This is a genomic window from Kluyvera sichuanensis (assembly GCF_014218705.1).
Classification (GTDB): Bacteria; Pseudomonadota; Gammaproteobacteria; order Enterobacterales; family Enterobacteriaceae; genus Kluyvera; species Kluyvera sichuanensis.
On record NZ_JABBJF010000034.1, the window covers coordinates 1 to 13309 of the forward strand.

A 13309-nucleotide genomic window follows, 5' to 3' on the forward strand; every position below is an offset into this window, starting at 1 on the left:
AATTGTTAAAGAGCAGTGCAACACGGCTTTCGCTCACTGTTGCGAGGTGGCGTATATTACGCTTTCCTCTTTCAGAGTCAAGCGTTTAATTTCGCTTTTCTCTATCGAGATTCTCAGGAGAATCTCGCTGACCCGGCGGCTTGTTTGCCGTTGTTCCGTCTCAGTGGGGCCGCATTATAGGGAGTAATTGAGATCCCGCAAGCATAATTCTGAAAAAACTTTTCGTTCGCTCAATTTCCAGGCAATACGCCGAATTAGCGCCCTATTTGCGCGAAAGTTGCGCTATTTCTTTGGCAAAACCGGCCACCTGCTCCCAGTCGGTATACACCACTTCTTTACTGGTATCCGTTTCACCGCCGGTCATCTTCATAATGAGGCGAATCATCACGCGGTCAAACCAGCGGTAGCGAGGATATCTCAGTGCGCCCGCGAACACGCCACAGGCATCTGGCTGCCACGGAGAACGCAGCAGAAACTTGCGCGTGTAACTGTTGGTCTGCGGAGAACGCTTCTCTGGTTTACGCGCCACCAGGTTTACGGCGAAAAACGCACTCGGTATTGCCTGCAGCGCCGCAGTGTGTTTTTTTACAAAACGGTCGAGCGCAGGATGGAAATGACCGTAGCGAATCGAAGCACCAATCACTACCCGGTCATACAGCTGCCAATCAATACTTTCCGTACGGTTCAGGTTCACCATCGCGGTATCAATACCCTGCTCACTCAGTTGCGAGCAGAGATAGGCTGCAATTTCACGCGTCTGCCCATCACGGGTAGAAAAGAGCATTAATGTTTTCAACGCTGACTCCTGTTATTCGCGCCAGAATGTTGGGGTAAACAACACCAGCAGCGTAAAGACTTCAAGACGACCAAACAGCATGTTCGCAATCAGGATCCACTTCGCCACTGGATTCATGCTGGCAAAGTTATCCGCCACCACGCCCAACCCAGGACCGAGGTTATTCAGCGTCGCCACGACGGAGGCGAACGCCGAGAAGTCATCCACGCCGGTGGCGATAATCGCCAGCATACTGATAATGAAAACCAGCGCATAGGCGGAGAAGAACCCCCATACCGCTTCGAGAATACGTTCCGGCAGCGCGCGGTTACCCAGCTTAATGCTGTAGACCGCATTCGGGTGAACAAGGCGCTTCAACTCACGGTTCCCCTGCTTGAACAGCAGCAGAATACGAATGACCTTCAAGCCACCGCCCGTTGAACCCGCACAGCCGCCGATGAAGGCCGAACATAAAAGAAGAACCGGCAGGAACAGCGGCCAGCGCGCAATGCTGTCGGTGGTGAAGCCCGCTGTCGTCGCCATCGAGACCACCTGGAAGAACGCCTGGTTCAGCGTCGTCACCGCCGAGCTATAGATGTCATGGAACCACAGCACCAGGGTACAGATAACCACGAGCGTCAGTTGCACGCCAATAAACATGCGGAATTCCGGATCACGCCAGTACACCTTCAGGCTGCGCCCGCTTAATAAAGAGAAGTGCAGGCCGTAGTTACAGCCGGAGATCAGCAGGAAGATAGCAATAATGGTGTTGATGGTGGGACTATTAAAGAAACCAACGCTGGCATCATGAGTGGAGAAGCCGCCGATGGCGATGGTCGCAAAGCTGTGTCCAATCGCATCGAACGCGGGCATTCCGGCAAACCACAGCGCCAGCGCGCAGGCTACCGTCAGCAGCACATAGATAAGCCACAGCGTTTTCGCTGTTTCGGCAATTCGCGGGCGCATCTTATTGTCTTTCAGCGGCCCGGGCATTTCTGCTCGATATAGCTGCATCCCACCGACGCCAAGGATAGGCAGGATAGCTACCGCCAGCACAATGATCCCCATACCGCCGAACCACTGCAGCATCTGTCGATAGAAGAGGATAGCGTGAGGTAATGAATCCAGCCCCACCAGCGTAGTCGCCCCGGTGGTCGTTAAACCCGAGAACGATTCAAAGAACGCATCGGTAACCGTCAGGTTCGGCTGTTCGGAGAAGATAAACGGTAGCGCACCCACGCTGCCCAGCACCGTCCAGAACAGGACGACGATCAGAAAGCCCTCACGGGATTTCAGTTCACCCTTCTCCCGGCGGTTCGGCCACCACAGCAGCGAACCAATCACCAGCGCAACAAAAAAGGTTTGAGTAAATGCGCGCCCGGCGCCATCGCGGTAAATCAGAGCCACCAATCCCGGGAGGATCATTGTCCCCGAGAATAAGATGACCAGAAGTCCAACAATTCGAGTAATGGCACGAAAATGCATTTCCGGCGCGTCCTTTGATAATCAAAAAAGTCAGGAGGGGGATTATTCGTCAATCGCTAACAATTGCAATGAACCACGACTAAAATCCGCCAGTCTCGCGGAAAAATCATGCACTTTTGCCTGCGGAAGCGCGATACGGAGCTGAACCGACGCCTGATAATCGCTGGCAACAATCTGCCCGGCATATTGCCCAACCAACGATTCGATACCCGCGAGCTGCCCGTATTCACATAACAGAGTATATTCGGTTAACGGCGTTTTGATCTGCGTTGTCAGCAGATTGAGCGCCTGCTGTACGCCGCCACCGTAGGCTTTTACCAGCCCGCCAGTGCCTAACAAGATGCCGCCGTAGTAGCGAACCACTACGGCGGTAATTTCACCGACGCCACTGCCCATCAGCTGAGCCAGCATCGGCTTACCGGCCGTTCCCGCCGGTTCACCATCGTCTGAGAAGCCAAGCTGCTGCGAGTCATCCGGCCTGCCCGCGACCCACGCCACGCAGTGGTGGCGGGCATCCGGGTGATCGGCGCGAACCGACTCAACGAACGCTTTCGCCGCCGCTACCCCGTTGGTGTGCGCCAACAGGGTGATAAAACGGCTCTTCTTTATCTCTTCAACGAAGGTGACCGGCTCGGCCGGTATTCGCCAGCTTTCCATTACGCCAGTTTCAGGTCACGCGTCATGTTTTCGATATTGTTCTCGTGGATAACCACGTTATCTTCAATACGAATGCCGCCAAATGGCTTCAGCGCTTCAATTTTCTGCCAGTTGAAGTGCTTGCTGAACTGACCTTCACGCCACGGCGCGAGCAGAGACTCAATAAAGTAGATGCCCGGTTCGATGGTCAACACCATGCCCGGTTGCAGCACGCGAGTGCAGCGCAGGTACGGGTATTTAGACGGTGCGGCCAGATGCGTGCCGGTGTCATCCTGCATAAAGCCGGCAACGTCATGCACCTGCAGGCCCAGCGGATGACCAATACCGTGCGGCATAAACGGCCCGGTCAGGTCATTGTCGACCATCGCTTCTTCGCTCATGTCGGTCACGATCTGATGCTTACGCAGCAGTTTGGCAATACGCTGGTGGAACTGGATGTGGTAATCCACGTAGCTGGTGCCCGCCTTCATGGTGGCAATCAGCGCCAGCTGTTCGGTATTCACGTCTTTAATGAGCTGCGCAAAGTCGTTGTCGCTGTGCGCCGCCCAGGTACGGGTGAGGTCAGCGGCATAACCGTTGTACTCTGCTCCAGCATCCAGCAGGAAACTGCGGATTTCAGACGGCGCGCGGTGATCCAGCTTGGTGTAGTGCAGCACGGATGCATGCTCATTCAGCGCCACGATATTGCCGTAAGGCACATCGGTATCGCGATGACCGGTGGCTGTCAGGTAAGCCTGGTTAATATCAAACTCGCTCATGCCGGAACGGAAAGCTTCTTCCGCCGCACGATGGCCGTTCACCGCCATCTTCTGCGCTTCGCGCATACAGGCCAGCTCGTAATCGGTTTTATAGGCGCGATAGTAGTGCAGGTAGTCAATCACCCCTTTCGGGTTGATGTTGTTCGCGGCAATGCCTAAGCCCAGCGCACGCTCCGGAACCGGACCGATATAGCCAATGTTGCCGCGCGCAGCGGGCAGCTGGCTGCCAATGCCATCTGCTTTTGGCAGCGCAATGACTTCAACGTCTTCCGTCCAGAACGAGGTCGGCAGTGGCTCAACGTTGTGCCAGTAGTCCACCGGCAGATAGAACCACAGCTTAGGTTTGTTGACGCCATCTACCAGCAGCCAGCAGTTTGGTACTTGAGTAACCGGCACCCAGGCTTTGAACTGCGGGTTGACCTTGAATGGGTACGCGTGGTCATCCAGAAAAACATTCATCAGCTCGCCAGAGTGGATAAGCAGCGCATCAAGCTTGAAACGGTCGAGTGCGTTACGTGCCCGCTCTTGTAAGGTAACAATATGATTTTTATAGAGTGCGGCCAGTGATTCCATTATTTACCCTTCTGATTTTTTTACCCTTTAGTCACCGCATATTAGCACACCTCTCCCACCCTGCGTGATTTCCGCCGGACGTGATCCGACCAGCAAATATTTAAAGTCTTATTTGCATTTATTTAACACAAAATACACACTCCTGATTATCTGGTATGACCAGATAACTTTGCTGGATTCAGGAGACTGACATGCTCTACAAAGGCGACACCCTGTACCTCAACTGGCTGGAAGATGGCATTGCCGAACTGGTGTTCGATGCCCCTGGCTCAGTTAACAAATTAGATACCGCAACCGTAGCCAGCCTCGGCCAGGCGCTCGACGTCCTCGAAAAACAAAAAGAGCTGAAGGGGCTGCTGCTGCGCTCTGAAAAGGCGGCCTTTATTGTCGGCGCGGATATCACCGAATTCCTTTCACTGTTCCTGGTGCCAGAAGAACAGTTTAGCCAGTGGCTGCACTTCGCCAACAGCGTCTTCAACCGTCTGGAAGATTTGCCGGTCCCCACCATTTCTGCCGTCAACGGCTATGCGCTGGGCGGCGGGTGCGAATGCGTGCTGGCCACTGACTACCGTCTGGCAACGCCAGATCTGCGTATCGGCCTGCCGGAAACCAAGCTGGGAATCATGCCAGGCTTCGGCGGCTCGGTTCGTATGCCTCGCCTGCTGGGTGCCGATAGCGCGCTGGAAATCATCGCCGCCGGTAAAGATGTCGGTGCCGATCAGGCGCTGAAGATTGGCCTGGTGGACGGTGTCGTTAAGCAGGAAAAACTGGTCGATGGCGCGCTGGCGGTACTGCGTCAGGCGATTAATGGCGACCTCGACTGGAAAGCCAAGCGTCAGCCGAAGCTTGAACCGCTGAAGCTCAGCAAGATTGAAGCCACCATGAGCTTCTCTATCGCCAAAGCGATGGTGATGCAAACGGCGGGCAAACACTACCCGGCGCCGATCACGGCGGTGAAAACGATTGAAGCCGCGGCGCGCTTTGGCCGTGAAGAAGCGCTCAATCTGGAAAACAAAAGCTTTGTTCCACTGGCCCACTCCAATGAGGCCCGTGCGCTGGTCGGTATTTTCCTCAACGACCAATACGTAAAAGGCCAGGCGAAGAAACTGACCAAACACATCGAACCGCCAAAACATGCCGCCGTACTCGGTGCGGGCATCATGGGTGGCGGGATCGCTTACCAGTCCGCCTGGAAAGGCGTGCCGGTGATTATGAAGGATATAAATGAAAAGTCGCTGACCCTCGGCATGACCGAAGCCAGCAAGCTGCTCAACAAACAGCTTGAGCGCGGCAAAATCAACGGTCTGAAGCTGGCAAGCGTGATTTCAACCATTCAGCCGACGCTGGAGTACACCGGTTTCGACCGTGTTGATGTGGTCGTTGAAGCCGTAGTGGAAAATCCGAAGGTGAAAAAAGCAGTACTGGCAGAAACCGAGCAGAAAGTACGCCCGGATACCGTGCTGGCTTCTAACACCTCGACCATTCCCATCGGTGAGCTGGCCGATGCGCTGGAGCGCCCGGAGAACTTCTGCGGCATGCACTTCTTCAACCCGGTGCACCGTATGCCGCTGGTCGAAATCATCCGCGGTAAGAAAACCTCAGAAAGCACCATTGCGAAAGTGGTCGCCTGGGCAAGCCAGATGGGCAAAACGCCTATCGTGGTGAACGACTGCCCTGGCTTCTTCGTTAACCGCGTGCTGTTCCCATACTTTGCCGGCTTCAGCCAATTGCTGCGCGACGGCGCGGACTTCCGCAAGGTTGATAAGGTAATGGAGAAACAGTTCGGTTGGCCAATGGGCCCAGCTTACCTGCTCGACGTAGTGGGTATTGATACCGCGCACCACGCACAGGCGGTCATGGCCGCCGGTTTCCCGCAGCGTATGCAGAAAGATTATCGCGACGCTATCGATGCGCTGTTCGAGGCAAGCCGTTACGGCCAGAAAAATGGCCTGGGCTTCTGGCGTTATAAAGAAGACAGCAAGGGCAAGCCGAAGAAGGAAGAAGATTCAGCGGTCGATAGCCTGCTGACAGACGTTAGCCAGCCGAAGCGCGATTTCAGCGACGACGAGATTATTGCCCGTATGATGATCCCGATGGTCAACGAAGTGGTGCGCTGCCTGGAAGAAGGTATCATCGCCAGCCCGGCAGAAGCCGATATGGCGCTGGTCTACGGCCTGGGCTTCCCTCCGTTCCACGGCGGTGCATTCCGCTGGCTGGATACGCTCGGCAGCGCGAAGTACCTCGATATGGCGCAGCAGTACCAGCACCTCGGCCCGTTGTATGAAGTCCCGGCCGGCCTGCGCGACAAAGCGCGCCATAACGACGCGTATTATCCACCGGTTGAGCCAGCCCGCCCGGCTGGTGAGCTGAAGACGGCTTAAGGAGTCACGATGGAACAGGTTGTTATTGTTGATGCAATTCGTACCCCGATGGGCCGCTCCAAAGGCGGTGCGTTCCGTAACGTGCGCGCTGAGGATCTCTCCGCGCACCTGATGCGTAGCCTGCTGGCGCGTAACCCCGCGCTGGAAGCGGCGGCCATTGACGACATCTACTGGGGCTGCGTACAGCAGACGCTGGAGCAGGGCTTTAACATCGCCCGTAACGCATCGCTGCTGGCGGAAATTCCCCATTCGGTCCCGGCAGTTACCGTGAACCGTCTGTGTGGTTCTTCCATGCAGGCGCTGCACGATGCGGCCCGTATGATCATGACCGGCGACGCACAGGTTTGTCTGGTAGGCGGCGTGGAACACATGGGCCACGTGCCGATGAGCCACGGCGTCGATTTCCATCCGGGCATGAGCCGTAACGTGGCGAAAGCCGCGGGTATGATGGGCCTGACGGCAGAAATGCTCTCCCGTATGCACGGTATTAGCCGTGAAATGCAGGATGCGTTTGCCGCCCGCTCCCATGCCCGCGCCTGGGCTGCAACACAATCAGGTGCCTTTAAGAATGAAATCATTCCGACCGGCGGCCATGACGCAGATGGCGTACTGAAGCAGTTTAACTATGACGAGGTGATTCGTCCGGAGACCACCGTTGAAGCGCTCTCCACGCTGAAACCGGCCTTCGACCCGGTGACGGGTACGGTAACCGCAGGCACCTCTTCCGCCCTCTCCGACGGCGCTTCCGCCATGCTGGTGATGAGCGAAAGCCGCGCTCGCGAGCTGGGCTTAACGCCACGCGCGCGTATTCGTTCGATGGCGGTGGTCGGCTGCGACCCGTCGATTATGGGTTACGGCCCGGTTCCGGCCTCGAAGCTGGCGCTGAAGAAAGCCGGTCTGACCGCGAACGATATTGACCTGTTTGAGATGAACGAAGCGTTTGCCGCACAGATCCTACCTTGCATTAAGGGTCTGGGGCTGATGGAGCAGATCGACCAGAAGATCAACCTGAACGGCGGCGCGATCGCGCTGGGCCACCCCCTCGGGTGCTCCGGTACGCGTATCAGCACCACCCTGCTAAACCTGATGGAGCGCAAGGATGTCCAGTTTGGTCTGGCAACCATGTGCATCGGGTTAGGTCAGGGTATCGCGACGGTTATCGAGCGCGTATAAAAAACGCGCCCCGAAAGTCAGGGCGCGCAGTATATCGTTATTGTCGGCCAGGCAAGCGCAACGCCCCCGGCACCCATGCCAGAAAACAACGCACCGCGTTTTATCCAGCATGCAACCACAACAAAGTTTAGTTGCCGTTCTTCCCGCCTGTCAGGGGCGGGTTTTTTATTGCCTTTCAGATAAAGGCAAACGCATCGCCGAACAGACGATCTTCACGCGCCTGACGTTCGTTGCAGAACAGATCACGGGCAATTTTGGCCATTTCAAAACGACCGGCAATATAAATATCGTGGTTCGACAGCGTACCGTAATCCTGCAGCACCGCCGTCAGCACGGTACCAGAGCGCCCGCGCCAATCCTCTTCCGGTTGCTCAACGACCGGCACCACACGCAGATTCGGGTGATTCACCGACAGCGCTTCCAGCTCAGAGAGATCGTACAGATGCTTCTCTTCACGGCCGCCCCAGTAAATCGCCACTTCGCGGTTCGGGTTTTGCGCCAGTGCGGTCAGCAGGATAGAACGGACGTAAGAGAACCCGGTACCGCCAGCAATCAGCACTAACGGACGATCGTCTTCTTCACGCAGCCAGGCTTCGCCGTGCGGGATATCGACAACCACTTCACGTTCTTTGAGGATACGATCCATCACCGCCATGGCGTACAGATTCAGTTCTGACGCGCCAATATGCAGCTCAATAAACGCCTTTTCATCCGGCGTAGAGGCCATGGAGAACGGACGTTTGTCGCGCTCATCCATCACCACCATCAGGTACTGCCCGGCACGAAATGAGAAGTCAGCTTCGGGTACTAAACGAACGCGATATACCGTATCGGTAATGGCGTCCACCGAGGTCACTTTACAGCTTAAGGTTGTCATGCGCTCCCTCTGTCGGGTCTTTTCCTCATCACACTTCACGCTGCGGATGCGTTGTCCGCGGCGTGGAGGACTCAAAGGATATCATTATCATTTATCGTCGGAGAAAATGGCCAGCTCGTCCCAGATTTCATCAATACGCGCCGTAACGGCGGGATCTTTCCTGATAGGACGGCCCCATTCGCGCTGGGTTTCCCCAGGCCATTTATTGGTGGCATCCAGGCCCATTTTCGACCCCAGGCCAGAAACCGGCGAGGCGAAATCCAGATAATCAATCGGCGTGTTCTCGACCAGAACCGTATCCCGTGCGGGATCCATTCGGGTGGTAATCGCCCATATCACATCGTTCCAGTCGCGTGCGTTGACGTCATCATCGCAGACAATCACGAATTTTGTGTACATAAACTGGCGTAAAAACGACCATACGCCCATCATTACGCGTTTTGCATGCCCCGCATACTGTTTTTTCATGGTGACGACGGCCAGGCGATAGGAACACCCTTCCGGCGGCAGGTAGAAATCAACAATCTCCGGGAACTGTTTTTGCAGGATAGGCACGAAGACTTCGTTCAACGCCACGCCCAGCACCGCCGGCTCATCCGGTGGACGGCCGGTATAGGTGGAGTGATAAATAGCATCTTCACGCTGGGTAATATGCGTGACGGTAAAGACCGGGAAGCTATCCACTTCGTTGTAATAGCCGGTATGGTCGCCGTACGGGCCTTCCGGCGCCATCTCGCCAATCTCAATATACCCTTCAAGCACGATTTCCGCGCTGGCAGGCACTTCCAGATCGTTGGATATACACTTCACCACTTCCGTTTTGGTACCGCGCAGCAGGCCCGCGAAAGCATACTCGGAAAGCGTATCCGGCACCGGCGTCACCGCGCCCAGAATGGTCGCCGGATCGGCCCCAAGGGCAACAGATACGGGGAAGCGTTCGCCCGGATGCGCCGCGCACCACTCCTGGAAATCCAGCGCGCCGCCGCGATGCGACAGCCAGCGCATAATCAGTTTGTTTTTGCCAATCACCTGCTGGCGATAGATACCCAGATTCTGCCGCTCTTTATGCGGGCCACGGGTTACCGTCAGACCCCAGGTGATCAGCGGTGCGGCATCTTCCGGCCAACAGGTCATCACCGGAATGCGGGACAAATCAACGTCATCGCCGGAGATAATCTTTTGCTGACAAGGGGCGCCGCGCAGGCGTTTGGTCGGCATGTTCAGCACCTGCTTGAACTGCGGCAGTTTATCGAACAGGTCGCGGAAACCTTTTGGCGGTTCAGGTTCTTTCAAAAAGGCTAAGAGTTTACCCACTTCACGCAGTGCGCTGACATCTTCCTGCCCCATCCCCATCGCAACGCGCTTGGGCGTACCGAACAGGTTGCAGAGCACCGGCATGTCATAACCTTTAGGATTTTCAAACAGCAGCGCGGGGCCACCGGCACGCAGCGTGCGGTCGGCAATTTCGGTAATTTCCAGATGGGGATCAACCGGGAGGCTAATGCGCTTTAATTCGCCCTGCTGTTCAAGTAATGTCAGAAAGTCGCGTAGGTCATGGTATTTCATGGGGTAATTCTTGGCCTCCTGGTAAGCGCCCTAGTATACGGCGAATGGTCCTGTGATGCTGTATTTTTGTTAAATTAGAGTAAATTTAAGCAGCGACATTCAACATCGCGCTTTAGCCCTACTTTTGTTATGCTTGCGCGCTAAACTTTGGGAAGAGTCATTATGCAAGCCTGGTATTTACTGTATTGCAAGCGTGGGCAGCTTCAGCGTGCTCAGGAACATCTGGAACGGCAGGCCGTCAATTGCCTGACGCCAATGATTACGCTTGAGAAAATGGTGCGCGGGAAGCGTACGTCGGTCAGTGAACCTCTATTCCCGAACTACCTGTTCGTCGAGTTTGATCCCGAAGTTATCCATACGACGACCATCAACGCCACTCGCGGCGTCAGCCACTTTGTTCGTTTTGGTACGCAGCCGGCGACGGTATCACCTGAGGTGATTCACCAGCTATCCATCTACCAACCTGACGATATTACCGACCCAGAAACGCCGTACCCAGGCGACAGCGTCGTCATTACCGAAGGGGCGTTCGAGGGACTTCAGGCTATCTTTTCCGAACCGGACGGAGAAGCGCGCTCCATGCTGCTGCTTAACCTGCTAAACAAACAAATTAAGCAGAGCGTCAAAAACACCGACTTCCGCAAAGCCTAAGCTAAAAGTGGATATTAAACAGCCGTCTGGCGTTATTGTCTGTGACGGCTTCCAGCCATTGCACCTCTTCACCCCGCCAACCGGCAACTCGTTCAAGAATATGCGTCACATAAGCCGGTTCATTGCGTCTTGATGCAGGCTTCGGGGTCATATCGCGCGGTAACAGATACGGCGCATCCGTCTCCAGCAGTAGCCTATCCGCCGGGATCATCGGCAGCAGCTCACGCAGCTCCAGCCCACGACGTTCATCACATACCCAGCCGGTAATACCAATCGACAATCCGCGATCGAGACACGCCTGCGCCTCATCCCGCGTTCCGGTAAAGCAGTGCAGCACGGCGCCAGGTAAATGGTCGAGCCACGGCTCCAGCAGAGTGAGAAAACGGTCATGCGCATCGCGGCAGTGCAGGAATACCGGCATTCCGAGCTCGGAAGCCATTGCCAGCTGTGCGGTAAACGCCGCTTCCTGTTCAGCCGGGGTAGAGAAGTTACGATTAAAATCGAGGCCACACTCGCCCACCGCCACTACCTCCGGCTTATTAACCAGCGTATAGATAGCCTCTGCCACTTCTGACGACCAGCTACTGGCGTCATGCGGATGTACACCGGCGGTGGACCAGCAGCAATCGAAGCGTTCAGCCAGCTGTTGCGCCGCTTTGCTTTCATGAAGGTTGGTGCCAGTTAACAGCATACCGTGTACACCGGCGGCGCGAGCGCGTGCCACCACGTCATCACGGTCGCGAGCAAACTGCGAACTGGTCAGATTGACCCCAATGTCAAACATCATCACTCCCATATGACAACCGCCCTGGCGGGCGGTTGGTGATTATTCTTCAGTTTGTTCTTCTTCCGCGTCTTCATCACGCGTGAGTCGCTTCCCAGCGTAGAAGCGAGAGAAGAAGACCCCCACCTCAAACAAACAGTACATCGGAATCGCCAGCAGCGTTTGCGAGAACACATCCGGCGGGGTCAGCAACATGCCAACAACGAATGCGCCAACCAGCACGTACGGACGCTTTTTGCGTAGATCGTCCGGCGTGGTCACGCCCACCCAGCACAGCAGCACGATCGCCACCGGCACCTCAAACGACACGCCGAACGCAATAAACAGCGACATGACGAAATCGAGGTAGCTTTTAATATCGGTCGAGACCAGCACCCCTTCCGGCGCGGTATGGGTCAGGAAGCCAAATGCCAGCGGGAACACCACAAAGTAGGCGAACGCCATGCCGATATAGAACAGCAGCGTACTGGAGACCAGCAGCGGTACCACCAGACGGCGCTCATGCTTGTACAGCGCAGGCGCAACGAACGCCCATACCTGGTAGAGAATGACCGGTGCGGAAAGGATCAGCGAGACCATAAAGGTCAGCTTAATCGGCGTGAAGAACGGTGACGCCACGTCGGTGGCAATCATCGTCGCGCCAGCCGGCATCTGTTTGATCAGCGGGGCGGAGACCATCTGATAGATGTCATTGGCGAAGTAGACTAACGCCAGGAAAATCACGATGACCGCAATGATGCAGTTGAGCAGGCGTTTACGTAGCTCAATCAAATGAGCGATCAGCGGTTGAGTATCTTCTACGCTCATATTTACGGTTTATCACTCGATGCGGGGGATGAATCAGGAACAACGGCCGCAGGGGCTTTTTCTTTCTCTGCTGGCTTTACTGCCTCGGCGTCAGGCGCGGGCGCCTCAGCGGACGGCGCTTTAGGCTCATCGACGTGTGGCTCAGCCACTTCAGGCTGCGCAGCGTCCTTCTCCTTCACCACCGGATTATGGATGGTATTGGCCTCGTCGCTCGCCTTTTCAGGATCGTGCGCCGTGTAAGAACGCTTCATCGACTCTGCCGCTTCACGCAGCTCATCCATAGAGGCCTTCAGTTCTGGCGTCAGGTTATCCAGACTCGCTTTCTCCACTTTTTTCAGGCTGTCCTGAAATTCCTGGAGTTTAAGCTCCTGCGTCAGCTCGTTTTGTACGGTTGTCGCCAGAGAGCGCAGCGCGCGTATCCAGCCAACAACCGTCTTCACTGCTACCGGCAAGCGTTTTGGCCCCAGCACAACGAGGCCAATAATAAACACCAGCAGCAGTTCACTGAAACCAATATCAAACACGAATTACACCTGCTCGTTGTCGTGGCGTTTCGCTTCGTCTTTCTTTGCACTTTCCTGCTTATCAGTGATTGATTTTGCAGTGAAATCTGCATCCTGGTCCGCTTTGTTTTTGGTGTCGTCCTCATCGCTCATGGCTTTCTTAAAGCCTTTGATAGACGAACCTAAGTCGGATCCCAGTGAGCTCAGCTTTTTAGTCCCGAAAAGCAGAACCACAATAACGACGATAATCAGCAACTGCCAAATACTAATACCACCCATACATATCCCTCTGATATGCACTTCATCCTTCAAGCCGCCT

13 protein-coding genes are annotated in these 13309 nt (G+C 55.5%); 3 read left to right on the forward strand and 10 right to left on the reverse strand.

Annotated features, from left to right (window positions below; all coding sequences use genetic code 11):
• Nucleotides 1–262 precede the first annotated feature (262 nt).
• From hemG to pepQ, 4 genes are read right to left on the reverse strand one after another with little or no spacing between them, the layout of a single operon-like run.
• Entirely contained in the window at nucleotides 263–796 is a 534-nt protein-coding gene (hemG, locus tag HII27_RS23145) for a menaquinone-dependent protoporphyrinogen IX dehydrogenase (RefSeq protein ID WP_185669735.1), read from the reverse strand.
• Nucleotides 797–808: 12 nt separating this feature from the next.
• Nucleotides 809–2260, reverse strand: coding sequence for a Trk system potassium transporter TrkH (gene trkH, locus HII27_RS23150; RefSeq protein WP_185669736.1), 1452 nt, complete (start codon nucleotides 2258–2260; stop codon nucleotides 809–811).
• A 42-nt stretch (nucleotides 2261–2302) separates the two neighbouring features.
• The gene (locus tag HII27_RS23155; RefSeq protein WP_185669737.1) at nucleotides 2303–2917 is read right to left on the reverse strand and encodes an IMPACT family protein; all 615 of its coding nucleotides are present in this window, start codon (nucleotides 2915–2917) and stop codon (nucleotides 2303–2305) included.
• Nucleotides 2917–4248 (reverse strand): Xaa-Pro dipeptidase, encoded by a 1332-nt coding sequence (gene pepQ / locus HII27_RS23160; RefSeq protein ID WP_185669738.1) that lies wholly within the window; start codon nucleotides 4246–4248, stop codon nucleotides 2917–2919. The genes HII27_RS23155 and pepQ overlap by 1 nt, the downstream gene beginning before the upstream one ends.
• Before the next feature lie 191 nt (nucleotides 4249–4439).
• Between pepQ and fadB the strand changes: the two genes are divergently transcribed.
• Both fadB and fadA read left to right on the forward strand, forming a co-directional pair.
• On the forward strand, nucleotides 4440–6629 hold the full coding sequence (fadB, locus tag HII27_RS23165; RefSeq protein ID WP_185669739.1) for a fatty acid oxidation complex subunit alpha FadB: 2190 nt from the start codon (nucleotides 4440–4442) through the stop codon (nucleotides 6627–6629).
• 9 nt (nucleotides 6630–6638) lie between these two features.
• Nucleotides 6639–7802: an acetyl-CoA C-acyltransferase FadA gene (gene fadA, locus HII27_RS23170; protein WP_185669740.1), complete on the forward strand. Its 1164-nt coding sequence runs from the start codon at nucleotides 6639–6641 to the stop codon at nucleotides 7800–7802.
• Nucleotides 7803–7977: 175 nt separating this feature from the next.
• Here the strand turns inward: fadA and fre are convergent, their stop codons facing one another.
• On the reverse strand, nucleotides 7978–8679 hold the full coding sequence (fre, locus tag HII27_RS23175) for an NAD(P)H-flavin reductase (protein ID WP_185669741.1): 702 nt from the start codon (nucleotides 8677–8679) through the stop codon (nucleotides 7978–7980).
• 87 nt (nucleotides 8680–8766) lie between these two features.
• Entirely contained in the window at nucleotides 8767–10245 is a 1479-nt protein-coding gene (gene ubiD, locus HII27_RS23180) for a 4-hydroxy-3-polyprenylbenzoate decarboxylase (protein ID WP_185669742.1), read from the reverse strand.
• 162 nt (nucleotides 10246–10407) lie between these two features.
• On the opposite strand from ubiD, the gene rfaH reads away from it, so the two are divergent.
• A complete protein-coding gene (rfaH, locus tag HII27_RS23185) occupies nucleotides 10408–10896 on the forward strand; it encodes a transcription/translation regulatory transformer protein RfaH (RefSeq protein WP_185669743.1) in 489 nt (162 codons plus the stop codon).
• Between the two features lies 1 nt (nucleotide 10897).
• On the opposite strand, the gene tatD is transcribed toward rfaH, so the two are convergent.
• Genes tatD through tatA form a run of 4 tightly spaced genes read right to left on the reverse strand, consistent with a single transcriptional unit; the run spans nucleotide 10898 to nucleotide 13269 of the window.
• Complete coding sequence (gene tatD / locus HII27_RS23190) at nucleotides 10898–11692, reverse strand: 3'-5' ssDNA/RNA exonuclease TatD (protein WP_185669744.1); 795 nt, start codon at nucleotides 11690–11692, stop codon at nucleotides 10898–10900.
• A 30-nt stretch (nucleotides 11693–11722) separates the two neighbouring features.
• Nucleotides 11723–12487 (reverse strand): Sec-independent protein translocase subunit TatC, encoded by a 765-nt coding sequence (gene tatC / locus HII27_RS23195; protein WP_185669745.1) that lies wholly within the window; start codon nucleotides 12485–12487, stop codon nucleotides 11723–11725.
• 2 nt (nucleotides 12488–12489) lie between these two features.
• Nucleotides 12490–13011, reverse strand: a complete 522-nt coding sequence (gene tatB, locus HII27_RS23200; RefSeq protein ID WP_185669746.1) for a Sec-independent protein translocase protein TatB — start codon at nucleotides 13009–13011, stop codon at nucleotides 12490–12492.
• A gap of 3 nt (nucleotides 13012–13014) precedes the next feature.
• Nucleotides 13015–13269: a Sec-independent protein translocase subunit TatA gene (gene tatA / locus HII27_RS23205; protein ID WP_035894425.1), complete on the reverse strand. Its 255-nt coding sequence runs from the start codon at nucleotides 13267–13269 to the stop codon at nucleotides 13015–13017.
• Between the last annotated feature and the right edge of the window lie 40 nt (nucleotides 13270–13309).